21 protein-coding genes and 1 riboswitch are annotated in these 23,982 nt (G+C 49.7%); of the genes, 6 read left to right on the top strand and 15 right to left on the bottom strand.

All coding sequences use genetic code 11. The features are described 5' to 3' along the window. Window positions 1-83: 83 nt before the first annotated feature. Window positions 84-1,358 carry an O-acetylhomoserine aminocarboxypropyltransferase/cysteine synthase family protein gene (locus tag EP073_RS03455; protein ID WP_128465779.1) on the bottom strand — a complete coding sequence of 425 codons (1,275 nt, stop codon included), beginning with the start codon at window positions 1,356-1,358 and terminating at the stop codon, window positions 84-86. A gap of 120 nt (window positions 1,359-1,478) precedes the next feature. Then, window positions 1,479-1,589: riboswitch (SAM riboswitch) on the bottom strand. A gap of 140 nt (window positions 1,590-1,729) precedes the next feature. On the opposite strand from EP073_RS03455, the gene EP073_RS03450 reads away from it, so the two are divergent. Next, window positions 1,730-4,462, top strand: a complete 2,733-nt coding sequence (locus EP073_RS03450) for an EAL domain-containing protein (protein ID WP_128465778.1) — start codon at window positions 1,730-1,732, stop codon at window positions 4,460-4,462. On the opposite strand, the gene EP073_RS03445 is transcribed toward EP073_RS03450, so the two are convergent. Next, on the bottom strand, window positions 4,459-5,181 hold the full coding sequence (locus tag EP073_RS03445) for an SDR family oxidoreductase (RefSeq protein ID WP_128465777.1): 723 nt from the start codon (window positions 5,179-5,181) through the stop codon (window positions 4,459-4,461). The genes EP073_RS03450 and EP073_RS03445 overlap by 4 nt on opposite strands. Before the next feature lie 149 nt (window positions 5,182-5,330). Between EP073_RS03445 and EP073_RS03440 the strand changes: the two genes are divergently transcribed. From EP073_RS03440 to EP073_RS03430, 3 genes are all read left to right on the top strand, one after another. Further along, window positions 5,331-6,194, top strand: a complete 864-nt coding sequence (locus tag EP073_RS03440; RefSeq protein WP_128465776.1) for a hypothetical protein — start codon at window positions 5,331-5,333, stop codon at window positions 6,192-6,194. 9 nt (window positions 6,195-6,203) lie between these two features. Beyond that, on the top strand, window positions 6,204-6,881 hold the full coding sequence (locus tag EP073_RS03435) for a class I SAM-dependent methyltransferase (RefSeq protein WP_128465775.1): 678 nt from the start codon (window positions 6,204-6,206) through the stop codon (window positions 6,879-6,881). A 136-nt stretch (window positions 6,882-7,017) separates the two neighbouring features. Beyond that, window positions 7,018-8,685: a Na/Pi cotransporter family protein gene (locus EP073_RS03430; protein WP_128465774.1), complete on the top strand. Its 1,668-nt coding sequence runs from the start codon at window positions 7,018-7,020 to the stop codon at window positions 8,683-8,685. A 45-nt stretch (window positions 8,686-8,730) separates the two neighbouring features. Here EP073_RS03430 and EP073_RS03425 read toward each other — a convergent pair whose 3' ends face one another. From EP073_RS03425 to EP073_RS03405, 5 genes are all read right to left on the bottom strand, one after another. Next, on the bottom strand, window positions 8,731-10,437 hold the full coding sequence (locus EP073_RS03425) for a sensor histidine kinase (RefSeq protein ID WP_128465773.1): 1,707 nt from the start codon (window positions 10,435-10,437) through the stop codon (window positions 8,731-8,733). Window positions 10,438-11,089: 652 nt separating this feature from the next. Continuing rightward, the gene (locus tag EP073_RS03420) at window positions 11,090-12,838 is read right to left on the bottom strand and encodes a histidine kinase dimerization/phosphoacceptor domain -containing protein (protein WP_128465772.1); all 1,749 of its coding nucleotides are present in this window, start codon (window positions 12,836-12,838) and stop codon (window positions 11,090-11,092) included. Between the two features lie 155 nt (window positions 12,839-12,993). Then, the gene (locus EP073_RS03415) at window positions 12,994-13,680 is read right to left on the bottom strand and encodes an ABC transporter ATP-binding protein (RefSeq protein ID WP_128465771.1); all 687 of its coding nucleotides are present in this window, start codon (window positions 13,678-13,680) and stop codon (window positions 12,994-12,996) included. 5 nt (window positions 13,681-13,685) lie between these two features. Then, window positions 13,686-14,927: an ABC transporter permease gene (locus tag EP073_RS03410; RefSeq protein ID WP_128465770.1), complete on the bottom strand. Its 1,242-nt coding sequence runs from the start codon at window positions 14,925-14,927 to the stop codon at window positions 13,686-13,688. Between the two features lie 8 nt (window positions 14,928-14,935). Beyond that, on the bottom strand, window positions 14,936-15,376 hold the full coding sequence (locus tag EP073_RS03405; RefSeq protein ID WP_128465769.1) for a DUF2318 domain-containing protein: 441 nt from the start codon (window positions 15,374-15,376) through the stop codon (window positions 14,936-14,938). A 406-nt stretch (window positions 15,377-15,782) separates the two neighbouring features. On the opposite strand from EP073_RS03405, the gene EP073_RS03400 reads away from it, so the two are divergent. Next, window positions 15,783-16,229 carry a hypothetical protein gene (locus EP073_RS03400; RefSeq protein WP_128465768.1) on the top strand — a complete coding sequence of 149 codons (447 nt, stop codon included), beginning with the start codon at window positions 15,783-15,785 and terminating at the stop codon, window positions 16,227-16,229. A 3-nt stretch (window positions 16,230-16,232) separates the two neighbouring features. Beyond that, complete coding sequence (locus EP073_RS03395; RefSeq protein WP_128465767.1) at window positions 16,233-16,892, top strand: sulfite exporter TauE/SafE family protein; 660 nt, start codon at window positions 16,233-16,235, stop codon at window positions 16,890-16,892. Here the strand turns inward: EP073_RS03395 and EP073_RS03390 are convergent. The 8 genes from EP073_RS03390 to EP073_RS03355 form a co-directional block, all read right to left on the bottom strand. After that, window positions 16,889-19,330: a heavy metal translocating P-type ATPase gene (locus EP073_RS03390; protein ID WP_128465766.1), complete on the bottom strand. Its 2,442-nt coding sequence runs from the start codon at window positions 19,328-19,330 to the stop codon at window positions 16,889-16,891. The two genes, EP073_RS03395 and EP073_RS03390, sit on opposite strands and share 4 nt — an antisense overlap. Beyond that, window positions 19,308-19,457 carry a cbb3-type cytochrome oxidase assembly protein CcoS gene (ccoS, locus tag EP073_RS03385; protein ID WP_128465765.1) on the bottom strand — a complete coding sequence of 50 codons (150 nt, stop codon included), beginning with the start codon at window positions 19,455-19,457 and terminating at the stop codon, window positions 19,308-19,310. The genes EP073_RS03390 and ccoS overlap by 23 nt, the downstream gene beginning before the upstream one ends. Window positions 19,458-19,566: 109 nt before the next feature. Beyond that, the gene (locus EP073_RS03380) at window positions 19,567-19,989 is read right to left on the bottom strand and encodes a FixH family protein (protein ID WP_128465764.1); all 423 of its coding nucleotides are present in this window, start codon (window positions 19,987-19,989) and stop codon (window positions 19,567-19,569) included. Continuing rightward, window positions 19,986-21,194, bottom strand: coding sequence for a 4Fe-4S dicluster domain-containing protein (locus tag EP073_RS03375; protein ID WP_128465763.1), 1,209 nt, complete (start codon window positions 21,192-21,194; stop codon window positions 19,986-19,988). The genes EP073_RS03380 and EP073_RS03375 overlap by 4 nt, the downstream gene beginning before the upstream one ends. Then, on the bottom strand, window positions 21,191-21,361 hold the full coding sequence (locus EP073_RS03370) for a CcoQ/FixQ family Cbb3-type cytochrome c oxidase assembly chaperone (RefSeq protein WP_128465762.1): 171 nt from the start codon (window positions 21,359-21,361) through the stop codon (window positions 21,191-21,193). The genes EP073_RS03375 and EP073_RS03370 overlap by 4 nt, the downstream gene beginning before the upstream one ends. A 77-nt stretch (window positions 21,362-21,438) precedes the next feature. Continuing rightward, window positions 21,439-21,627 carry a cbb3-type cytochrome c oxidase N-terminal domain-containing protein gene (locus EP073_RS03365; RefSeq protein WP_128465761.1) on the bottom strand — a complete coding sequence of 63 codons (189 nt, stop codon included), beginning with the start codon at window positions 21,625-21,627 and terminating at the stop codon, window positions 21,439-21,441. 10 nt (window positions 21,628-21,637) lie between these two features. Then, the gene (locus EP073_RS03360) at window positions 21,638-22,522 is read right to left on the bottom strand and encodes a cbb3-type cytochrome c oxidase subunit II (RefSeq protein WP_128465760.1); all 885 of its coding nucleotides are present in this window, start codon (window positions 22,520-22,522) and stop codon (window positions 21,638-21,640) included. Window positions 22,523-22,534: 12 nt separating this feature from the next. Beyond that, window positions 22,535-23,944, bottom strand: coding sequence for a cbb3-type cytochrome c oxidase subunit I (locus tag EP073_RS03355; RefSeq protein ID WP_128465759.1), 1,410 nt, complete (start codon window positions 23,942-23,944; stop codon window positions 22,535-22,537). Window positions 23,945-23,982 lie beyond the last annotated feature (38 nt).

Genomic DNA, 23,982 nt, shown 5'->3' with positions numbered 1-23,982 from the left:
CATGGGAATTTTTTATACACGCTCGCGGCGGGATAAACCCGCCTTCGCTTCGCACGGCGCACTCCCATCCTTGGGAGCGTTTTTTATATCTGCGCCAAAGCTTGGGCAAAGTCTTCCTTGATGTCTTCGATGTGTTCGATGCCTACTGAAACACGGATAAGCTCGTCGGGTGAGCCTGCGGCTTTCCTGCCTTCGCTGGTAAGCTGTCTGTGGCTGGTGCTTGCGGGGTGAGTGACGAGGGTCCGCACATCGGCGAAATTCGCCACATGGTTAGCTATCTTAAGCGCCTCAATAACCGTTACGGCAGCGTCCAAACCGCCTTTCACTCCGAAGCTCAGCACTCCTGAACCGTATCCTTTCAGATATTTATCCGCCCTTGCCTTGTTGGGGCTGTCGGGAAGCGCAGGGTAGTTCACCCACTCAACCTTTTCATGAGCCCGCAAAAACAGGGCGAGAGCAAGAGCGTTTTCAGAATGAGCCTTGATCCTCAGATGAAGAGTCTCGATACCCTGAAGTATATAAAACGAGTTCTGAGGCGAGAGGCAGCCGCCGGCATCCCTCAGAGCCTCAACACGCACTTTCACGCCGAATGCTGCCGCTCCGAAGGCTTCAGCGAATACAATTCCGTGGTAGCTGGGGTTCGGCTCGGTAAATGACGGGAACCTGCCGGAGCCTGCCCAGTCGAATGTTCCGAGGTCGATCACGACTCCGCCCATTGAGTTGGCGTGTCCGCCTATGTATTTGGTCAGCGAGTGGATAACTATATCCGCCCCGAAATCCTTCGGACGGCAGAGAAGCGGTGTAGCCTGCGTGCTGTCAACAATAAGAGGCAGCCTGTGCTTTTTGGCGATTGCGCTCCACGCCTCCAAGTCCGCTATGTCGCATGAGGGGTTGCTTATGGTTTCTATGAAAAGAGCCTTTGTTTTTTCGTTTATGGCGTTTTCCACTGCGGCAAGGTCATACTGATCAACAATATTCACCTTAACGCCGAGGTTACCGAGGAAATAGGTAAACAGGTTCACCGAGCCGCCGTAGAGTCTGGATGAGGAGACTATTTCATCCCCTGCGCCTGCGATAACGCTGATCGCGGCGAACTCCGCAAAGTGACCGGATGACGTAACCACTGCGTGCACTCCCCCCTCAAGCAGGCAGAGCCTTTCCTCCAGAACTGCCGTCGTCGGGTTGGTGATCCGAGTGTATATATGCCCGAACTCCTTGAGATCAAACAGATTTCTGGCATGCTCAATATCCCTGAACTGATAAGCGTTCGTCTGGTAGATGGGAACAGTGATAGAACCGTTGTGCTCTTCGGGTTTATAGCCCCCTCTTACGGCTATGGTTTCCTGTCTGTGCGGCATAGTGTCCTCCTCTGGATACGCCGGGGGATGCGGATGGGAGAATAATTCGGCTATAAAAAAACCCTGACCGCAGGTAAACGATCAGGGGGCTTGGAGTTTCTATAACCGGAGAATTTTCTCCGCCTATCTGCCCCTGAAAATATGAAGGGCGGGAGTTAGCACCTTTGCGCCTTCGTGCGCAGGGTTGCTGCGGCTTCATCGGGCCCGTCCCTCAGCCGCTCTGGATAAGCATATTTCAAGCATAAACCATATTTTTCTTTTGTCAAGATAAAACCTATAGATTTACTATGTATTACACCCCGCTTTATTGATTGAAAAAGAGGCGATTTAGGCTATAATCCTTTAGAATCCGCTGATACAGGTAATTTTATATGATAAACCGCAAGCCGAAGGTCTCTGTTCCAACACTTAATATGCTTAATGTGCTGTTTATCTCTGTGTCGTTTATATGTCTTATAAGCTATTTTATATTTTATGAAGCGGAAAAGGAGTTTGAAGCCCGCGCTGAAAACATACGCGAGCGCTTTATCGCAACCCAGAAAGCGAACATAAAGACCGAGATCCGCAGCGCAGCGGCAAAAATTGAGATCATGCGGCTCATGCGGCAGGAAGCGATAAAAGACTTTCTGAAAAACAGGGCTGAAAACACAGAGGAAATCTTAAAGAATCTATACGCTGTCGATGCCCCCGCCTCCTTAATCACGCAGACGCTGGACAGCATAAAATGGGACAGCGGAACAGGCTACTGCTTCGTTTTTGACCGCAGCGGCAGGTTTATTTTCCACGGCGGAAACAAGGCTCTCACAGGCACAAAGATACAGGATGCGGTGGAAGGCAACGGCGGACTGGAAAAATTTCTTACGGATCTCAGGGAGAAAAACGAAACCTTCGGCTCCTACGACTGGTCTAAACCCTTTTCAGACCAAAACGACCTGTACCCGAAAATAGCCTTCGCAAAGGCAGTGCCGGAGCTGGGGCTATTTGTGGCAGCCGCCTCATACACCGAATATCAGGACGCCGGACTGAAAAAATACATTCTGGAACTTTTAAGAGAAGAACGATTCGGCTACAACGACTACGGCTATTTCTTCATCATGGACGAGAACTACAGGATTCTCATGCACCCTGTAATGAAGGAGCTTGAAAACAGGAGCACTTTTGATATAGCTGATACAAGCGGCAAAAACCTCGGCGGTCTGTTTTCATCCGCCTTGAAGACAGAGAGCTCGGCATACGTCTCCTACCGCTGGGAAGCCCCTAAGGGGAAGGAGCCGGAGGAAAAGATCACCTTCATCGCAAAAATTCCGGACTGGAACTGGATACTGGCGACAGGGTTTTACTCCAGCGACTTTAATTCCTATCTCGACAGGGAAAGAAGCGAGCTGAAGGGTATTTTCTACAATGACATCATAAGGATTGCCGCCGTTCTCGGCATCATCATCCTGATAACGGCGCTGATCAGCATATATATCAATATATATATCCGTAAAATAGAGAGAAGCCGCCTGCGTGAAATGAACATGCTGGAGCAGTACAAGCTTGTTCTGGACGCTTCGTCCATCGTCTCGAAGACAGACCTGCAAGGGCGGATAAACTACGTCAACGATAAGTTCTGCTCCACCACTCTTTACGCCAAAGAGGATGTTATGGGCAAATCCCACAACGTTGAGCGCCATCCCGCCACACCAAGGGAAACCTTCCGTAAAATGTGGGAAACAATCAGCAGCGGAAAGGTATGGCACGGTGTGCTGAAAAATAAAAAGGCGGACGGCACAAGCTACTACAAAAGCGCTACCATTGTTCCGCTTAAGGATGAAAACGGCAGCATAATCGAATACATCTCCTCAGGGCATGACATAACCGAGCTCATGGAAAACAGAGACAAGCTTGAAAACATATTCAATACGGATGTGCTCACCAGCCTCGGCAGCAGAATGAAGCTTCTGGCTGATATAGAAAAAACAGCTGTTCCTGTTCTGGGGCTCCTCGACATTGACCGTTTCAGCGCCATAAACGACCACTACGGAAACAAGACAGGGGACGCGGTAATACGTGAGGTGGGCTCCGGTATTTTTCGCAGGCTCAGCAGAAAGCCTTACTCTTTCTACCGTGTCAACGCCGACACCTTCGCCGTTCTGGCGGACGGAACGGATATTGAGCGTTTCATGAACGACATCAGAGATGTTCAGTACAGCATAGCCTCCACCGGGGTGAAAACAGACGGTGAGGAGATACCCGTAACCCTGAGAAGCGGCATAGCTCAAGGCAGCAAGGATGTTCTAGCCTATGCGGATATGGCGCTTAACAACGCCAAGGTCAAAAATACCGACTTCTTCATATATGACCCCGCCGACAGCCAGATGGCGGCGAGTTACGGAAAAGACATAGCGGTGTTGAAAAGCATATACGCGGCAATCAGGAATGACGGAGTTTTTCCTGTCTTTCAGCCGATATACAACATAGCAAGCGGCAGGATAGAAAAATACGAATGCCTCATGCGGGCTGAGGATGAAAACGGCAGAATACTCACTCCGGGCGACTTCATGGATATAAGTAAGAAAACAAGGATATATCCCCGCCTTACGTTGATCATAATAGAAAAATCCGTGCAGAAGTTCAAAAACCTGCCCCATGAGTTTTCCATTAACCTCACCATAGAAGACCTGATGAATGACGAGACCATGGAATACCTGCTCACTTACGCCAAGAGCCACGATGTGCTGAACAGGCTTGTGATCGAAATAGTTGAGACTGAGGAGCTTCAGGCATTCGAGGAGGTTCTCACCCTACTGAAGGAACTCAAGAATCAGGGCGTGAAAATAGCCATTGACGACTTCGGTTCGGGCTACTCCAACTTTGAGTATCTCATTAAGCTGAACGCCGATTATGTTAAGATAGACGCGGGCATAATGAGACACGTGCTTGAGGACGAGAGAGCGACGGAGATAGTCCGCTCCATTGTGACCTTTGCCCGCCAGACAGGGCTGAAAACCATAGCCGAGTTCATAAGCAGCGAAGAGCTTCTGAAGGCGGCAGCCAGTCTCGGCGTGGACTATGCTCAGGGCTATCACATAGGCAGACCGGAAAAAGAGCTTATCGACTAGTCCACGTATACCATCTTAACGGTCATGCCGCCGTCCGCTGTGAAGCTCTGTCCCGTGATGAACTTCGCCTCATCCGAAACCAGATAATACGCCAGAGACGCTATATCCTCCGCCTTTCCCACTCTTCCGGCGGGGTGCTGCGAGTGATCCCTTTCCGATGTCTGATAACCGGAAACATTTATCCATCCCGGGCATATGCAGTTCACCCTCACATCAGGTCCCAGACTCACTGCCGAGGCATGGGTAAATGACAAGAGACCGCCCTTTGACGCGGCGTAGCTCTCTGAATTTTTCTCCGACTGAAAAGCCCTTGTGGAAGCCATGTTGATTATGCCTCCGTTTGCCCTTCTGAGGTGCGCGGCGCAGTGCTTGGTCATAAGGAAGGCTCCCGTGAGATTAACGCTTATTATCCTGCTCCAGCGCTCAAGGCTGAGCTTCTCAAGCGGCTCCGTAAAGGGATCCGCTATTCCTGCGTTATTTATCAGGGCGTCAATCCGCCCGAATCTGAGAACGCATTTTTCAACGCAGGCTTTCACGCTCTCCTCCGAGGCAACATCCGTCAAGGCGAAATCCGCGCCGCCGATCTTCTGCGCCGCGTCCCTGCCGGCTTCCCCGTTTATGTCAGCGATGAAAACAGACCAGCCCTTATCAGCGAAATACAGGGCGCACCCGAGACCTATGCCGCCCGCTCCGCCTGTTATAAGCACACATTTAGTCATGACAGCCTCTCATTTAAGTGAATTATTGTCCGCCGTCCTTGTCCTTATTTTGTTAAATAATATTGCAGCTGTAAAATTAACAACAAATGCCGCATAAAATAATATAATATATTCAGACTTATGACAAACCCGGAAAAGGAGAATAATTCATGAAATACGCAGCAGCTTTTTTGTTATGCTTTTTAACGCTTCCTGTTTCCGCCGCTGAAATCGGCTTCAAAGGCGGCTTCACAAGCCCTGATGATCTGGGAGCCGTGTATTACGGGGCGGAGGTTTCCGAAACAATCGATATACCGAATAACCATAAGCTCAAGCTCTCTGCGGATTATAAAATGACCGATTTCAGCGACGCGGCAGGCTTCATGCCCGATACCCTTACGCAGGCTGCGCTGGGGATTGATATAACAGGACCCGAATACCTGTTCAACCTGAAAGCAGGAGTATCAACCGATGAGCCGTTTGAAGAGTCGGACGGTTATTTCGCCGGAATTATGGCTGCAAAAAACGTTTACGAAAGCGGACCGCATAAATTTTATCTCGGATTGGTCGCCTCCAATAAAGAACTTCTGGACGACATGTACATTCTGCCAGCCTTCGGCTATTCCTACACCGCCCCAAACCTTTATATTCTGGCGGGTTCGCTTAATATGATTAAGTGGAAACCGGCGGAGAAGGTAAGCTTTGAGGCCTCGCTCTCCGTTCTGGGACAGGGCAAAGTGAAGGGAACATACCACTGGAGCAGGGATTTCAGAACTTCTCTGGTATACTCAAATGACACGGACACATACTATCTCGGGAGAGATTATCCTGAGGATTCCGAGCTCAAAATACGCATAGCCTCCGTCAGCCTTGAGGCGGAGAAAGATATTTACGAATACGCCAAGCTTGTTCTCTCCGCAGGGATGATCACCAGCGCCAGATACTATATTCTGGATGATGACGATGAAGTTCTCCGCGACAAAAAAATCAGCGGCGGAGCAACAGGCAGCGCCGAACTGCGCATAATGTTCTAGGAGAGATAAATGGAGTTCTACCGCATACTCGCAAAAGCCTACGATGAGGTTTTCCCCTTTTCCGAAACCACCTTCGGCTTCCTCAGAAAATATGCCGGAACAAGCGTGCTGGACGTGGGCTGCGCCACCGGCGCCTACGTAAAAAGGTTCCATGAGGAAGGCTGCGAAGCCGAAGGGATTGAGTATGTGCCGGAGCTGATGAAGTATCGCATAAACATATCCGCCGGAGACATGCGCCGCCTGCCGGAAAGCTTCTCGGGCAGGTTCTCCCTTGTATACTGCATAGGCAACACCCTAGCCCACTGCACAGACGCTGAAGACGCACGCAGCATCCTCAGCGGGTTTGCCCGCTCGCTGAAAGACGGCGGCACAGCAGTAATCCAGATCCTGAACTACGCCGGAATACTTGAAAAGCGTCCGGCTGAGCTTCCGCTTATCGAAACGGAAGGTGTACGCTTCAAAAGAGAATACAGGTACACGGACGGCAGAATAGAGTTCATCGGTTCGCTCACCGCAGGCGGGCAGGCATACTCATCATCCGTAATGCTTTATCCGCTCACCCATACAGAGCTTTCAGAAGCGGCAGTTAAGGCAGGTTTTTCATCCTGTGTCCACTACGGCGATTTTGCAGGCACACCATTTAACGAAGCAGAAAGCTTCATGCTCGTCAGCGTACTGGGCAAGTAAATAAAGCCTTTATTACCATCAGTTCGTTAGGCGGTTTCCTTAAAAAACTTTGATTCTCCCTTCATGTTAAGGTTGTCAAATTTGTCAGGATTCAGTTATATTCCTGTCAGATTTTTGTCATCCAAAGGAGAATCTTGTGACGTCATCAGACTGGTTTAACCTGATCGCGGGACTGTTCGGCGGTCTCGGTCTTTTCATTTTCGGCATGAAGCTCATGTCCGAAGCACTTCAGAAATCCGCGGGACAGGGGCTTAAAAAAGCCCTCGAAAAGCTCACCAGCAACAGATTTGTAGGAACATTTGTCGGGCTGGCGGTTACCGCCGTCATACAAAGCTCCTCCGCCACAACCGTAATGGTGGTGGGGTTTGTCAACGCAGGTCTGATGAACCTCACACAGGCTCTCAGCGTTGTTCTGGGGGCAAACCTCGGAACGACCGTCACAGCGCAGCTCATCGCTTTTGATATTGAGGCGTTCGCGCTCCCCGCCATAGCCATAGGCATGATGATGAAAATGTTCTCCAAGGACGTAACCAAGCAGTACTGGGGCGAGATTCTCCTCGGCTTCGGAATGCTTTTCATAGGAATGGAGATAATGAAAGACGGCTTCGTGCCTCTGCGCAAAACAGACGGTTTCAGAGATATGTTCGTATTCTTCTCCAGCAACCCCATTCTGGCAGTCACTGCGGGGGCGCTTCTCACAGTAATCGTTCAGAGCTCCTCAGCCACGATAGGTATAACAATAGCACTTGCCACCACAGGACTCATAGACTTTTACGGCGCCTGCGCCCTTGTTCTCGGAGAGAACATAGGTACGACAATCACCGCAAATCTCGCCGCTATAGGCACAAACCGCACGGCGAAGCAGGCTGCCTTCGGTCACTTTCTGCTCAACTTCATAGGCGTTGTTTACATGCTGTTCTTACTCCGTTATCTGGTGGATTTCGTAAATATTATGACTCCCCATGACGCTGATTTTGTGGCATCAGACGGCTCCAAACCTTATATCGCCCGCCACATAGCGAACCTTCATACAATGTTCAACCTGATCAACATGCTCGTGTTTTTGCCGTTTATACATTACCTTGCCAGACTCTGCGAAGTTATCATCAAGCCGGACAAGCCGGATGAAAACAGGATGGTGCGCCTCAGCGACAATATAATGAGCACACCTGCCATAGCCGTTGAGCAGGCAAAAAAGGAGCTTATGCGCATGTCCGGCTATGCGGAAAGCATGGTGGTGGCTACAAGAAAATATCTTGTCGATGGGGATGAGTCAGGGCTTGCGGATGTTAAAACCCTTGAGGGGTATCTGGACACGTTCGATAAGGAGATTTCTGCTTTCCTTGTTAAGCTGTCCATGAAAAATATCAGCCAGAACTCCGCAAACCAGATCAACAGAATGCACCATGTCGTTCATAATCTGGAAAAAATAGGCGACTATTCCGAAAGTATCTACAACTCAATTAAAAAAATCAAAAAGAAACAGATCGTCTTCACCCCCGAAGCCAATGAAGAGCTGAAAAACATTTATGATGTTGTGGAAAGATTCTACACGCACACCATGAACAGCTACATGAACGGCACATCAAAAATAGACACGGAAGATGAAGACATAATAGACAGCCTTAGAAAACGCTTTAAGAAGAACCATGTTAAAAGGCTCAACGCAGGGGAATGCACCATAGACGCCGGACTTATTTACGTTGATATACTCAACTGCCTTGAGAAAATAGGCGACCATACTTTCAACATCGCTCAGGTGCTTATGGCGGGCGAAAACGCCCCCGTAGCCAACCCTCATTGAGCGTATTACGGGGAGAGCTTTTTTAAGTCTCCCCGGAAACGGCGTTTATTCCGGCTGAGTAATGCGCACTTTGAAGGAGTTGCCGCCCCTGCTGTTTGTTTCATGGCTTATTCCGCCTCTGTACAGCCTGCATATGTGCTTCACTATGGAGAGCCCCAGTCCGGTGCTTGATATATTCTTATTGCGTGATTTGGAAACGGTGTAGAAACGCTCGAAGATCCGCTCCCTCTCCTCTGCGGGTATGGCGGGACCGCCGTCCTCAACGTCAAGGCTGAACTCGTCCACCGTGCTGAGCATTCTCACCTCAATATAATCCCCGCCGGAATAGGAGACTGCGTTCTCAATCAGGTTTGTCACCAGACTGCTCAGGTGCGCCCTGTTTATTTTCACAGGCACCCCTTCGGCGGTAATCCTTATCCCGGGTGCGAATTTATCGGAGTAATACTCCCTGATCTCCTCCGCGTATTCAGCGGGTTCCGTCTCCTCTCCGACCTCAATATCTTCCTCTGATGAGGACTCGTATCTGTGAAGCTCTATAACATCATTAATAAGCTGATTAAGCTGCATTGTGCCTTTGTAGACCTTGCCGAGGAATTTTTCTCTGTCCTCCGGCTTCATGTCGGGGTGCTCCATAAGTGTTTCCGCATACCCCATGACAAGCGCCAGCGGGGTCTTCAGCTCGTGAGAGATGTTTGTTATGAGCTCGCTTTTGTAAGTGCTGTAGCGCTCGCTGTCTGTTATATCCGTGAGCACTATAATTCTTGAGCCCTCCATGAAGCGCACATAGATTTCATAAACCTTATTCTGGAGTTCGTAGACCTTTGTGCAGTCCGCTTCATAGGAGAGGATCTCCTTCGCCAGCACTATGGCGTCTCTGTCCGTGACCCTGCCCAGAACATCGTCCCCGTACCGGAGGGAGCAGCCGAGTATCTTTTCAGCTCTTTTGTTGGCAAGCTCAACCCTGCCGTTTTCATCCAGCTTGATTATTCCCTCTTCAAGAAGATTTACAAGACCGTTCAGTTTTTTCTTTTCCGCCTCAAGCGTATGCTTCTGCTTCTCCAGTGCGTTGTAAGTGCGGTAAATCAGCCCTGCCACCTTGTCCATGAGCCTGCTTTTAAATATGGGAAACAAGGGCGGTCTGCCGCTTTCTATATCCTCAACTATCCTGCTTATCTTCACCACGGGTCTGCTGACTCTCAGGCTTATGAACCACAGAACCGCGAACAGCACGGCAAACAGACCGAAGAACGTTGCGTATGCCTGCTCCTTCATCTTCTTCTTCAGGCTTTCCACATAAAGCATGGGGTAAGCTATGCGGAGAACATTGCCGCCTTCCTTAAGCTCTTTTGCGTAGTAAATCATTCTCTGTCCGGTGGTTGCGCTGAAACGCTTCTCCACTCCTTCGCCTTCTGTAAAAGCATCCTGAATTTCCGGTCGGGATTTATGGTTTTCAATATCCGGAACGGAATCTGCCGCAACGTAAGAATCATCGATAACCACACCTTCGGAACTGATCAGAGTTATTCTCAGAGGCGTGGCGAGACTTATGGATTCAAGCCTCGCACGGGATTCATGGGGAGGGAGTTCGAGAACGCCCGATGCGTTTATTATCTCCCATTTGTTTTTAAGCTCGTGGATGAGCTCATCTTCGGCATTTGCGAGAAGCTGCCGCTGATAAGAAAAAAACATCAGCAGTGTCAAGCACATAACCGGAATTATTATAAAAGAGAAAAGACGTATGTAGATTCTCATTGTCAGCTCCTATTATATTATTCAAAATTTACCATCCATGGAAATTTTGAATACACGCTCGCGGTCTGTAAAACAGACCTTCGCTACGCACGGCGCACCCCCTTCCATGGGAGTGTTGTGCATGATTATTCAAAATTTACCATCCGTAAAAATTTGAGATACACGCTCGCGGTCTGTAAAACAAACCTTCGCTACGCACGGCGCACCCCCTTCCATGGGGGTGTTGTGCATGATTATTCCAAATTTACCATCCATTTATATTATTCAAAATTTACCATCCATGGAAATTTTGAATACACGCTCGCGGTCTGTAAAACAGACCTTCGCTACGCACGGCGCACCCCCTTCCATGGGAGTGTTGTGCATGATTATTCCAAATTTACCATCCATTTATATTATTCAAAATTTACCATCCGTAAAAATTTGAGATACACGCTCGCGGTCTGTAAAGCAGAGACTGCTGCGGAGCCCTGCTCCTCACAGTGACATAATTTACTGTCATTGCGAACGTTAGTGAAGCAATCTCATCAATCTGCAATATCAACTTCATTAACCTGCCATCAGCCCGACTCTGCAAAAGCAGGCGAACGCAGCGGCATCAATACAATTATTAACATGAAGAGAAAAGAAAAGAAACTGTTCCGGCTGAATATTATATTTTGAATGAAACCCTGAACCATGCTCCGCCGTCATTTCCGCAGGTATGCTCCCCGCCGAGTTGTTTTACAAGGTTGACAACAATGGGCAGACCCAAGGTTTCCAGAGAATTTATATCAAACCCTTCAGGGTAACCTCTGCCGTTGTCTCTGACAGTCATTATACAGAGCTCTCCTTCGGTTCTGAATGAGAAGACTATCTCAGGGCTCTCACTCTCGGCGGTAAAGGCATATTTAATACTGTTCGTCACCAGCTCGTTCACTATCAGCCCGCAGCACATTATCGTGTCTATCATCAGAGAAACTGGCTCAACATCCTCTTTAATCTCCACGGGAATGCACTTCATGTTTTTGCGCATGTTGTCAAGCAGGCTGTGGAAATAAGTATCCAGCCTGACCACCGACATATCTTCCGAACGGTAGAGAGACTGATGCAGAAGAGCCATTGCCATGACCCTGCTCTCCGCCTCGCCAAGTGCGTCTTCTGTTTCCTTTGAGCCGCTGGCTTCCTTCTGGAGGCTTAAAAAACTGCTTATTATCTGGAGGTTGTTCTTAACTCTGTGGTGTATCTCCTTAAGCAGAATCTCCTTTTCATTCAGAGAGCGCTTTATGGTCTCTCTGTTTTTTATCTGCTCGGTTATATCATAATAGGAAACCACCGCGCCCTGAACCCTGCCGGCTTTTTTGATGGGGGCTGCCAAAACCGCCACATTGATGCAGGTTCCGTCCTTACGGCTGAAAACCTGCTCTTCCTTTCTCCTCTCGCCGTCCTGAATGGTTTGGTATACAAAACAGCCGGATTCGTCAGAGCCTTCTTCCTGCTTGTCCATACGGTGGAGGACAGAGTGAGGTCTGCCCAGAAGCTCTTCTCTTGAATATCCGGTAATCTGCTCAACAACAGGGTTCACAAAAACAATAACCCCAGCGCTGTCCACGCCGAGAATAGCCTCTCCGGTGGAGGAGAGGATCGTCGTTTTCTGCTCGTTCATATCTTGAAGTTTATCTTTGTTTTCAGCCAGTTCGTACATCATACCGTAAATTCTCCTATAACCCACGGCAAGAACCATGAGCCCCACAGCCCAGATAAATACGTGTGTCAGCGAAGCGAGAATCACTTCATTATTCTCAATAAAAGCAAGCCTTGTCAGTGGCACGCTCACACTTATCCCGCCTCTTATCTCGCCGACTTTATAGCCTTGAACAGCGTGACACTTCAGGCATCCTTCAACTGTGATAAAAGGGCGCATGAAACGCAGATATTCCTCACCGTTTATGCTGTCCACAGAGACGTATTCCTGTGCGCCTCCGTAAAGCTTTGCAAGAGCAAGCTTCTCCCATGTATCCGGTTTATTGACAGGATTTATGAGAATATCGCTGGTGAGATGCGTCTGTATGACATCTGTATCCTGAGCCATTTCAAAGACCTGCCTGCTCATATACGCAGGATTCATCAGCGTAAGCTTTTTCCCAGAGTCTGTAATAATATCCCTGTCCTGAACATGGCTGAGGTAAGGATTAGGCTTGGTGCTTTCGCTGACGGGAACATAAACTCCGCCGTGGCTGGTGTTCCACCTTCTGTAAAGCTCATCCTTTGTGAAGGCGGATTCCGCCATTATCGCGGCGATCCTCTTGGTGGAGTTATGTATCTCCAGAAACTGAAGAAACCAGAGCACAGCCATAAGACCGGTCCAGATGCAGACAAGCAGCACTGAATAAAGCCTAACCCTTCTGATTTCCTCACGCATTAAAAACTCCGATGTATGCTTGTATGTTTACTTTTATTTTACATCTCAATAGTGAAGTTTCCAAGGGATATGAGCTTTTTTGATTAGAAAACTAAATTTTTTAATACTTATAAACTATTAGAAAATAAAAGGCCGCCATGATGGCAGCCATGCTTTTATGCTGATTTAACAGTTATTTTATCTACATTCCCGTCGGAAAGCTCCACAACCTTGTGGGCATATTCCGCATAATCTCTCTGGTGAGTCACCATGACTACAGTCAGCCCTTCCTTGTTCAGCCCGCTGAGTATCCGCATAACGGCGTCCCCGTTCGCCTTGTCCAGACTGCCCGTGGGCTCGTCCGCAAAGAGGATCGCAGGCTTGCCGACTATGGCTCTGGCTATTGCCACTCTCTGCTGCTCGCCGCCGGAAAGCTGCGAGGGGAGACGCTTCTCCTTGCCCTCCAGCCCGACCTTGGCTAGGGCTTCATACGCACTTGCTTTCTGCTCCTTCCCTGCTGGTCTGATACCCGAAAGAAACGGAAGCATTACGTTCTCAAAGGCGGTCATATAGGGCATGAGGTGATGAAACTGGAATATCATAGCCGCTTCTTCCCTGCGGAAGCGGTCTGTCTCGCAGCGCTTCATGCCTCTGAAAGGCTTCTCCATGTACACTATATCACCTTTGTCCGCATCAAGGAGGGAGGACATTATGTTAAGCAGAGTGCTTTTACCCGAGCCGGAACGCCCCAGAAGGCAAACGAACTCGCCTCTGCCCACTTCAAGGGAAACCCCTCTCAATACAGGAGTAACGACTCCGCTGCCGTTGTAGCTTTTATATATATCATTTACCTTAAGCATCATTTCACCTACAGCCTTATAATGGCGCTTGCCGGTTCGGTTCTGGCAGCCTTAAGAGCCGGAATAACCGATGCTGCCACAGAAACAAGGCAGACAACGCCCACACTGAGAAGCAGGTGAGCAGGCTCAAAATGCACCGAAGCGCCGTCCGTAAGCTCCATCTTTTCAAGGATCTTCACCGCTGTGAAATATCCCGCGCCGAAGCCGGCTATGCCTGACGCGGCGCCTATTACCAGCGATTCAAAGCTGAACAGGCAGAATATCTTGAATCTTGAATAGCCCATTGAGCGGAGTATGCCTATCTCACTCCTGCGCTCCGCCACCGATGCCATCATGAACACGGCGAGCATGAAGCACGCTATGACGAGGATCACTGCGCTTATCACAAGCACAAGGTTTTTAACGAAATTGACTGTGAACATCCTCTGTTTAACCACGCTCTGCATCGCCGTCACGTCCACATCAGGCAGAGCCTGCTTGATCTGCGCCACTATGTCGTCAATGGGGCAGCCGGAGCAGAGGGCGGACACCTCAACGAACGTCACTTCGCCGGGTTTGTTCTTCAGTTCCTGAAGAGCTGTTATGTCCATGAACACGAGCTTGTCCTCATCCGTGCCCATGGGAGCAAGCACGCCCGCCACATTGAAGGTTTTCCCTTCAATCTCCGTCTCCCAGCCTTTTTCAAGCCCGAGAAGCTTCGCAGCGGTGTTGCCCGCTATTATGTCATAGCGTCCGAACTCGCTTCCCTGTTCAAGACCGTCCATGACCATTTCCGTGCCTTCGGGAAGTTCAGCCGGTTCATGCCCGTGCGCCTTGTGGTCGGCGGTGTCTATATACCAGTAGCTTTTTATTTTAAGCTCTTCTATCCAGTTTATCCCTACCACGGCAAACTCTCTGCCGTCTAAGGAAGATGTTTCCAGAAGCTTGGGGGCGACAGAGCTTATGCGCTCCCTGTAGCCTATGCTTCTCACTCCCTTCTCCACCTCTTCCATATTAAGCTTATGAACATTGTAGGAAAGGTTTCCCATGGAAAAACCGCCGTAGCTCACGTCCAGACTTTCGGAATGGGGACGCACAAGAATGTTTGCTCCGTATGCGGTGAGCTTCTGCTCCAGACTCTCTCCAACTGTGGCGGAAACATAGTAAAGCCCCACAACAGAGATTATCCCCGCCGAGAAAACCAGCGTCAGCATGGCTGTGCGCAGCGCTTTACGGCGCAAATTCTTTAAAGGTATTGTAAAAAGATTCATCAGCCTTCCTAGAAGTACATCGAGCCTGCGGCTATATCAGTTGTCTTGAGATAGACAAAGTTTTTATCCACCGTTCTGGCAAGGGGTGACGGATTGCAGCCGCCCTTAACCTCATTGATCTTCATGGAGTGAAACTTCATACCGCAGTTGTTGCAGACCATGAAATCACCCTGCTGGGAATAGCCTTTCTTTTCACGGTAACACACGTCACAGGCATCAAACGCCGCACGGATAACGCCGTCACTGCTTTTGAGAACAAAGAACTTGACGTCCTTGCCGTTGATTTCTGTATGGTAATAGTGAGCTTTTCCATCGTTTACATCTTTGAGAGCGATTTTGACCACGCCGTTCTGAGCCTTTGCTTCTTTTGTTTTGCTGCCGCCCCAGCTCCAAGCCGCAACCGACATAACAAGAATGCCTAACAGCATTAATTTAAACAAAATCTTCATTTTTCCTCCATGTGTATTTATGTATGAACCATTCAGAGCGGAAAAAGTTCCGCCCATGCGGCACTGCCCCCTGCGGAGTGGGCAGTGCCGTCTGCGGAAGACTCCTCCCCCGAGAAGTCCTGAAAGCCGTATTCATATCTGCTTTATAGGAAATATAGACGACTGAATTTCATGTGGCAACAGCTTACTTAGGAAAAAAATTATATCTGATAACTTATTTATAACAAGAAATAAAGTATCTGTACATGCACGGAATAATCATAGAGAAAATACTCCTCTGGCATTTTTTCTCCGTTTCTCTGTGCAGTTTCTGCACAGATCATATTTGTTGGGCTGATGCTCACATTAGCTTGAACACGATCTATAAAAGGAGTAATATCATATGAATATTGCGGAGGTATTCCCTATGAAAAAATTTATTACATTCTTAACTGCGGTAATGATTATGTGCATGTTCTCTGCCGCTTTCGCTGCGGAGCGCTTCGTCATCCCCCTTGATGCGGAAAACGACCTCTACACGGCGGACAAGACCTTCACCGTTGACGGTATAGAAATAGCCGCCGCTATGTCACGCCCCACAGCCGCCTTCCAGCCCATCAGCTTCACTTTCGCCTTCTCTGAAAAAGGCGCGCCCGTTGCTGTTGAAAACGGTAAAATCAAATTCAACATGAAGATGGACATGGGCGAATACTCCTATGACCTCGCCAAGGTGGACGGAAAATACACCGCAACGGCTGTTCTACCCAAGTGCATGATGGGCGGGGAAATCTGGTTCGGCAAGCTCACCTTCTCCCACAAGGGCTCTGAGCGCTCCAAGGTATTTTTCTTCAAAATACCCAACAAAAAGGAGTAAGCCTTGCAGAACCTTGATCTTCTGGGGTTTCTGTCACTCGGTTTTTTCGGGGGGTTCGGGCACTGTATAGGCATGTGCCACCCCTTCGTCCTGTATATCTCAGGCAGATTCGTGGGCGGAAACAGAGGCTACTCCAAGATGTATGCGCCCCATCTGAAATACAACCTCGGACGCTCAGTCACTTACGCTGTGATGGGTGCGGCGGCGGGTGCGCTGGGTAATATAGCTACCCTTGCCGGAAACATGGCGGGTATACAGAAAACATCCGCCGTATTCGCAGGCGTGTTCCTCATACTTTACGGACTGCTGTCCTTCTTCGGCTATAACCTGCTGAACAAGCTGGAAAACAGATTCGCCGCCGAGAAAATAATGAACCTGATCAAAAGGATTCAGCCGAAAACCGCCTTCGGCAGCGGGCTTGTTCTGGGGCTCATACCCTGCGGGCTTGTGTACGGTGCGCTTATCGCCGCCTCCGCCTCAGCAAACGCCGCCAAGGGCGCCTTCTCCATGTTCCTGTTCGGCATAGGCACTATAACCGCTATGATGCTCGCCGCAGTCTTCGGCAACTTCATCATGGGCAGGAGAGGAATCTTCAATCTGCTCAGCCTCATTCTGCTTATCTGTATGGGAGTGTGGTTCATCTGGCAGGGAGTGAGGTTTTAGTCCTTCGAGTTGATCCGCATTGAGTTGAACACCACGATCAGAGAGCTCACCGCCATGAAAGCGGCGGAGAATATGGGGTGTATCTTACCTGTCACGGCGAGAGGAACGGCGATAAAATTATAGGAGAAAGCCCAGAAAAGGTTTTCCTTTATGATAGTAAATGTCTTTTTAGCGGTTTTGTTTAACTTTAAGATCACGGAGAGATCTCCACGCATCAGCACAGCGTCCGCGCTTTCTATGGCTATATCAGTCCCCTTGCCCATGGCTATGCCCGCATCCGCTTCGGTGAGCGCCGGAGCGTCATTGATGCCGTCACCGACCATGGCGACTTTATAGCCCTCCTGCCTGAGCTTTCTGATTGTTTCCGCCTTTTCAAAAGGGGTGACCTCAGCCAGACATTCTACTCCGTCCGCTCCGAGTGCGCTGATAAGCTTATCCGCCGCCTTGCGGCTGTCGCCTGTGAGTATAAGCACCCTGTTTCTGCGCTTCATAAGCTCAGTCAGAGTGTAGCCAGCCTCTTCCCGCACTGAATCGGAAAGAAGAATGAAGCCGATGAGTTCGTCCTCTTCCGCAACCGCCGCCACAGTGTGCCCTTTTGCGGAGAAATAGTCATGCTGCTCCCGCATTTCGGACGTTACTTCTGCGTACTCGGCGATGAATTTCAGCTTGCCTGCTCTGACCCTTTTTCCGTTTATGTCCGCTTCCACACCGTTCCCGGGGATTTCACGGAAGTTTTCTGCCGGAAGAAATTCACCGTCATAATAGTCGGTGACGGCTTTTGATATGAGGTGGGATGAAAAACGCTCCGCAGACGCAGCCAAAGCCAGCGTCCGCCCCGAGCCTAAATCATAAATATCCGCCACCTTCATCTCGCCTCTGGTAATTGTTCCGGTTTTGTCGAAGCACCAGCAGTTTATGTGGCTGAGTGTTTCCATTACTTCTCCGCTGCGCACCAGTGCGCCGAAGGAGGCTGTCTTCGTGGTGGAGATCATCACCGCCAGAGGCGTGGCAAGCCCCAAGGCGCACGGACAGGCAATAACCAGAACGGATACGGCGTTCATCAGTCCTTCAAGCCCGCTCCCCGAGCGGAAATACCACCAGCAGAAGGTTCCCGCGGCTATGGTGATTATCACGGGCACAAACCAGCCGACCAGACTGTCCGCAAGATTCTGGATCGGCGCTTTTTCCGCCTGAGCCTCCTCAACTGCCTTCACAATACGGGAGAGAACAGTTCCGTTCCCTGCCTGAAAGCATTCTATCACAAGGTTTCCGTTGAGGTTTGACGTTCCGGCGAACACATCTGCTCCTTCGGTCTTGAACACGGGGGATGCTTCCCCTGTGAGCATGGATTCGTCCACCTCACTCTCACCGTGGATCACCTGTCCGTCAGCTGGCACGGAGGAACCGGGCAGAACCTCAAGGAAATCACCGGTTTTCACCGATTTGACAGGAATAAGCACAGCCTCAAGCCTCCCTTCGGCGTATGCAGAGGGTTCAAAATCCCTTATCAGCCGCACAGTCTGCGGCTGGTATGACAAAAGACGGGTAACAGCGCCGCTGTGGCGGAGCTTGGCTCCGGTTTCTATGAATCTCCCCAGAAGAATGAGGGTTATTATCATGCAGGTGGTATCGAAGTAGACTTCCTGATCGCCGAAAACAGCGCTCACGCTGTAGATATATGAGCTGAACGAACCGAGAAAAACCAGAACATCCATATTCAGCACACGGTTTCGGACAGATTTAAAGCTGTTTATTATGAACGGATAGCCGGAATAGAACATTACAGGCGTGGCGAGCGCCCATGAGAGAAGCTTGAAAAATTTCTTAAGCCCGTCATCCATGCCGTGAAAATATCCGGCATACATGGCGAATGTGTAGAGCATTACGTTCATGGCGAAGAACGAACCGACGGAGAAGCGGTAGAAGTAGTCCCTGCGCTCCTCCTCAAGGACGCTGTTCCTGCCTCCTTTGCCCGCAGGCATGGGCGGGTAGCCGAGAGAGCGGAACTTCTCCAGCATGTCGCTCAGGCTCAGTGAGCCTTTTTTCCAGCGCACTCTCGCCTTGTGCGTGGCGTAGTTCACCCGCACATAGGTTATGTTTTCATCCTTGCGGAAGAAGTTTTCCACCAGCCATATGCAGGAGGAGCAGCGGACACCGGAAAGCACCACATCAAGAGAGCATTCCCCGTCCGCTTCAGTGAGGTCATCCTCAAAAAGCTCATCCGAAATGCGGGCGGAATCCACCCCGCCCTCTTTCCAGTCCGTGCGGCGGATGTAGAAGGAATCAAGTCCCGCGTTATGAATCAGTCCGTAAACGCTCAGGCAGCCGTGACAGCAGAAGTATAGGGTTTCTCCGTCTTTTTCGATTTTTACGGCGGAGTTTTCCTTAACATCCAGCAGGCAGTGCGCGCACTTCCTATTTGTCGTCTTCGTCGTCATCAAGCATCCGGTACTTAGGACCTTCAATATCGTCAAACTGCCCTTTTTTGCCCGCGTAAAGGAAAAGCCCCAGCGCAATAGCGCCGAGGATCAGGCTGACCGGAATCAGCAGGTATAAGGCTGCCATTTATCCGGCGTATTTAAGCGCGAACAGAAGCGGGATGCCTATCATCGTGATCAGACTTATTATCATCAGAATTGTTCCCTTTCTCATAAAAAACCTCCTGAAATGAAAATTAGTTAATATAAAAGTTCTTTTTGAGCCTTACCTCTTTGCCGTCAACAGCAAAGCTCACTTTAAGAATATGGTAGCCTTTTTCCAGCGCGGGGAGAGACGCAGTATAGCCTTCGGCGCTCTCAGACGGCTTTACCTCAAGCGTTCTGCCGCCCACGGGTCTTTCAATCTCCGCCTTTATATCGGCGGGCTTGCAGGTTCCGCCGAGACTGAAATCAAGCATGACGTTTTTATCCGTCTGCTCGATTTTTTTCACAGTGAGTTTCAGTCCCTTTTCCATTACTGTGTGCCGCATGTCGTCATAGACGAGCCCTTTTTCGTATGAGTTGTCCTCAACTCTGCCGTCAAAAAGCTTCTTACCCACTACCACTGAAGGAGCGATGGTGATCAGCGCCAGCAGAAATATCAGAAGAGTCACTTTCATTTTTTCCTCCCTATGGGTTTGCGGAACCCGGCTTCCGCCAATACGGACGCAGGGTTATCCCCTTCGGTCTCCGCCTTTAAATTAAATGTCCGCACCGGATATTTCCCGAAAGCCGCCTCCGGCAGGACAATGTATATCTCTTTTCTTACAGATTCACCTGAGCCGAGCTCAAAGCGGCGCTCCGGCTGAATTTCGTATCCTTCTGCTTCCTCAAGGCTGAGTCTTATGTTCATTTCGCTGCCTGTGCGGTTTGTGAGCCTCACATCGAAGGCGTTTATTATCCGCCCCCCCTGTTCCCTCGGCATAATCTTTGAAGCCGGATAAACCTCAAAGCCGAACGGATCGCTGAACAGCAGTCTCACGGAGAAAAGAACCGTAAATACCAGAAACAGCCCCGCAGTTATCAGCACGTTAGCCCTGAAAAACTTAGGCTTGTTCTCAAGACCGTACACATAGCCTATGAGCGATGTTTTACCCTTTTTCGCCATCACTCTGCCGCATGCCTGAATGCACTCGGCGCAGTTGATGCACCCCTGCGAGAAGCCTTGGCGTATGTCAATCCCTGTGGGGCAGGTTTTAACGCAGGCGAGACACTTTATACACTCATCCCGCCTTTCGGGGTGCATGGTGATCGCCATGGTGTGCGCGTCAAACATAATCCCCTGAAGCTTGGCGTAGGGACAGACAGTGGTGCAGAAGCCGTGGCGGAAAAACGCGAAGTTTATATATGTGATAACCGAGAGCACGCCCCAGAACCACAGGGTGACGCTGCCCAGCCTGAGTCCTGCCAGATCAGTTATAAAGTCGTATGGTGATATGAAGTACCATATCATACAGGCGGAGATCAGTATGCTGAAAACCGCTGTGAAAATATGCCCTTCCGCCCTTGAAAGCATCGTCTGCTTTTTTCTGTCCATCTTTCTGGTGAAGTCGACTATCAGTGTCTGCGGACAGAGCCACCCGCACCACACCCGCCCGAAAAGCTGGGTGACGGATATGAACAGAAACGTCAGCGCGAATATGAACAGAAGAATCAGGAAAAAATCCTCTATCCATATTGCTTTCCCGAAAAAAAACAGCCTGAGGGTCTCTATATCGAACCTCAGCAGGCTTTCATCATTCAGGCGCACGAAGGGAACAGCAAAAAACAGCAGTGTCGCTCCCCAGCGCACAGCCCTTCTGTAGAACTGCAAGTCAGCGGTCATTTATTCTCTTCTTTCTCATCCTGCTCGTCGTCGTCTTCAAGCATTCTGTACTTCGGCTTTTCCACCCTGTCTTTGCGTTTGGATGAAAAGTAGTAGAAGATCAGCCCCGCAAAAACAGCGGAGAGGAGAATGCCGTATAACAGAAATGACAGTACATCCGGTTTCATCAGCTTATCCGTCCTTTTTATATGCCCTCCGCCGCAGGGTGTAGCGTCTGCGGCGAAGGGTTTTTGTTTATGTCAGGTTACTTTTCTATACTTTCCTGATATGCCTTTTCCTGTGTCCAGCCGCTGATTGAGGGAGTATACATAACAAAATAGTACGCACCCCAGAGAATCAGCCCGAAAAAAAGCACAAGCCAGCCTAAGGGGAGCTTATGCTCCGTGTCCTTGCGGCTAAAGCTTTCAAAGTTGTCGAATTCTTCTTTCTGCATGACCTTCTCCTTATTTACCGAGAGATTCTATGTACTCAACCAGTGCCCATATCCTTTCCTTGCTGAAAGTTGAGGCAAAACCGGGCATCACGCCTTCGTAGCCGTTGGCTACCACAAGGTAAGTATCTCTGGAAGCGGGCTCAGACGCAGCGTAATCCACAAGGGACGCGCCTATGTTGCCCTCAGCGCTGACACCGTGGCAGCCTGCGCACTCCGCCGCGTACAGGGCTCTGCCTTCTTCAAGAGCAGCGGCGTCTCCGGCGAGAGGATTGGTTTCCTCAACGGAATCCTCCTCTATAACCATTGCGCCTTCCTTCTCAACAGCCGTACCTATAATCTGGAGATAAGCTACCATTGCGTCAAGCTCTGTTGACTCCGCAGCCTGTGCGAGGTCTTCCTCAGTGTAAGGGAAGCCGAGGGCGTTCATTCTAGCCTTCATCTCGTTGACATTGAGGAGTTTATCTTTCAGCCACGGGTATTTAGGCATGTTCGATTTCGGGAAGAATGCCTGAGGATTTTCCATATGCTGAATGTGCCATTCATCGGGGTATTTGCCGCCGATTCTGGCGAGGTCGGGACCAGTGCGTTTTGAGCCCCAGAGGAACGGACGATCGTATGCGAATTCACCCGCTTTTGAGTAGTCGCCGTAACGGAGAACATCCGCCTTGAGGGGTCTTACTGTCTGAGTGTGGCAGTTTACACAGCCTTCTTTCTGGTAAATATCACGCCCGGCTAGCTGAAGTATTGTATAAGGCTGAAGGTTTTCAAGCTTCGGGTGCATGCCCTTGGTAAACATTGGCGCAAACATAGTCACGACAGTACCTATAAGGATTGTCACGGCTACCATCAGCGCAAACGGTATGGTTTTGGAGTAAATATCTTTTTTCTGACTCATCACCGCACCTCCCTACGCCGCTTTCACATCAGCAAGGGAAGCCTTCGCCTGCCCCTGTCTGATAGTCATGAATACGTTATAAACAAAGAACAGCATGCCCACTACAAAGATAACTCCGGCTACGGTTCTCATCTGCCAGTAGGGGTAGTTGCCCACAAGAGTTTCCATGAAGGTATATTTAAGGCTGCCGTCGGCGTTTGTCATTTTCCACATAGCGCCCTGCTGAATGCCTGTAACCCACATTGTGATGGAGAACATCAGCTGTCCCACAAGAACAAGCCAGAAGTGGATGTTCGCCACCTTTTCACTGAAGATTTTTGTATTGTATATGTGAGGAATGATCACATATACAGAGGCACAGATTATCATAGTGACCCAGCCCATCGTACCCATGTGAACATGACCGGGAACCCAGTCTGTGTAGTGGATAAGCGAACTTATCACCCTGATCCCCTGTGAGGGACCCTGAATGGTCTGGAGACCGTAGAAGGTGATGCCTAGTACAAAAAACTTAGTGAGGTAGTTTGTTCTCATCTTGCCCCAGTCGGCGTCAACCGTGAAGTAGCCGTTGATAACGGAACCCCATGACGGAGCGATAAGGAACAGCGTGAACACTATGCCCAGAGTCTGAATCCAGTCGGGCAGGGGGGTGTAGACAAGGTGGTGTGCGCCTGTCCAGAGGTAGGCGAATATAAGCGACCAGAAAGATATAATGGAAAGTCTGTGGCTGTAGAGGGGGAGTCCTGTCGCTTTGGGAAGAAAATAATAGAACATCGCAAGTATGGGCGTTGTGAAAAGAAAGCCCACGGCGTTGTGTCCGTACCACCATTCAACGTTCGCGCTGTTTGTCCCTGCGAACAGGTGGTAAGATTTTGTCAGCGTAGCGGGGATATGCAGGTTGTTCACAATATACAGGATAGCAACGGCAATAAGTGTTGCGATAATGTACCAGAGTGAAACATACATATGCTCCTCTTTCCTTTTGAAAATGTTGGTGAGAATAACAATGGTGAAAATCACCCAGAGAATAACAATGGCTATGTCGATGGGCCATTCAAACTCGGCGTACTCAAGTGACTGGTTCATGCCTATGAAAAGCGTGAAAGTAGCCAGAACCATGCCGACATTAAACAGCCAGAGATGGAATCTGGCCAGCTTGCCGAGAACAAGGTTCCTCTTAGTAAGCCTTATTGTGAGATAGTAGAAAACACCGAACTCCGCGCCGATTCCCAGCCCGTAGGCAAGGACGTTGGTGTGGATGGTTCTCAGCCTTCCGTAGGAGAAGTATTCACCGAAGTTGAAATCGGCATTCCACATCTGCACGGAGATAAGAAGCCCGATGACAAGCCCGATGACTCCCCAGAAGATCGCAGAGAGTATAAACCCCTGCACCGTTCTGTAGTCATATGAGTATTCATTCATTTAGAACCTCCTGCTGCCTTTTTATAGCAGCGACATGT

This window comes from Geovibrio thiophilus, from assembly GCF_004087915.1.
Lineage (GTDB): Bacteria > Chrysiogenota > Deferribacteres > Deferribacterales > Geovibrionaceae > Geovibrio > Geovibrio thiophilus.
This window is presented reverse-complemented; position numbering and strand designations above follow the sequence as displayed.

Coding starts and splice junctions, on each gene's coding strand:
- EP073_RS03455 (WP_128465779.1), bottom strand. CDS start 1,358: ATGCCGCACAGACAGGAAACCATAGCCGTAAGAGGGGGCTATAAACCC.
- EP073_RS03450 (WP_128465778.1), top strand. CDS start 1,730: ATGATAAACCGCAAGCCGAAGGTCTCTGTTCCAACACTTAATATGCTT.
- EP073_RS03445 (WP_128465777.1), bottom strand. CDS start 5,181: ATGACTAAATGTGTGCTTATAACAGGCGGAGCGGGCGGCATAGGTCTC.
- EP073_RS03440 (WP_128465776.1), top strand. CDS start 5,331: ATGAAATACGCAGCAGCTTTTTTGTTATGCTTTTTAACGCTTCCTGTT.
- EP073_RS03435 (WP_128465775.1), top strand. CDS start 6,204: ATGGAGTTCTACCGCATACTCGCAAAAGCCTACGATGAGGTTTTCCCC.
- EP073_RS03425 (WP_128465773.1), bottom strand. CDS start 10,437: ATGAGAATCTACATACGTCTTTTCTCTTTTATAATAATTCCGGTTATG.
- EP073_RS03420 (WP_128465772.1), bottom strand. CDS start 12,838: ATGCGTGAGGAAATCAGAAGGGTTAGGCTTTATTCAGTGCTGCTTGTC.
- EP073_RS03415 (WP_128465771.1), bottom strand. CDS start 13,680: ATGATGCTTAAGGTAAATGATATATATAAAAGCTACAACGGCAGCGGA.
- EP073_RS03410 (WP_128465770.1), bottom strand. CDS start 14,927: ATGAATCTTTTTACAATACCTTTAAAGAATTTGCGCCGTAAAGCGCTG.
- EP073_RS03405 (WP_128465769.1), bottom strand. CDS start 15,376: ATGAAGATTTTGTTTAAATTAATGCTGTTAGGCATTCTTGTTATGTCG.
- EP073_RS03400 (WP_128465768.1), top strand. CDS start 15,783: ATGAAAAAATTTATTACATTCTTAACTGCGGTAATGATTATGTGCATG.
- EP073_RS03390 (WP_128465766.1), bottom strand. CDS start 19,330: ATGACGACGAAGACGACAAATAGGAAGTGCGCGCACTGCCTGCTGGAT.
- ccoS (WP_128465765.1), bottom strand. CDS start 19,457: ATGGCAGCCTTATACCTGCTGATTCCGGTCAGCCTGATCCTCGGCGCT.
- EP073_RS03380 (WP_128465764.1), bottom strand. CDS start 19,989: ATGAAAGTGACTCTTCTGATATTTCTGCTGGCGCTGATCACCATCGCT.
- EP073_RS03375 (WP_128465763.1), bottom strand. CDS start 21,194: ATGACCGCTGACTTGCAGTTCTACAGAAGGGCTGTGCGCTGGGGAGCG.
- EP073_RS03370 (WP_128465762.1), bottom strand. CDS start 21,361: ATGAAACCGGATGTACTGTCATTTCTGTTATACGGCATTCTCCTCTCC.
- EP073_RS03365 (WP_128465761.1), bottom strand. CDS start 21,627: ATGCAGAAAGAAGAATTCGACAACTTTGAAAGCTTTAGCCGCAAGGAC.
- EP073_RS03360 (WP_128465760.1), bottom strand. CDS start 22,522: ATGAGTCAGAAAAAAGATATTTACTCCAAAACCATACCGTTTGCGCTG.
- EP073_RS03355 (WP_128465759.1), bottom strand. CDS start 23,944: ATGAATGAATACTCATATGACTACAGAACGGTGCAGGGGTTTATACTC.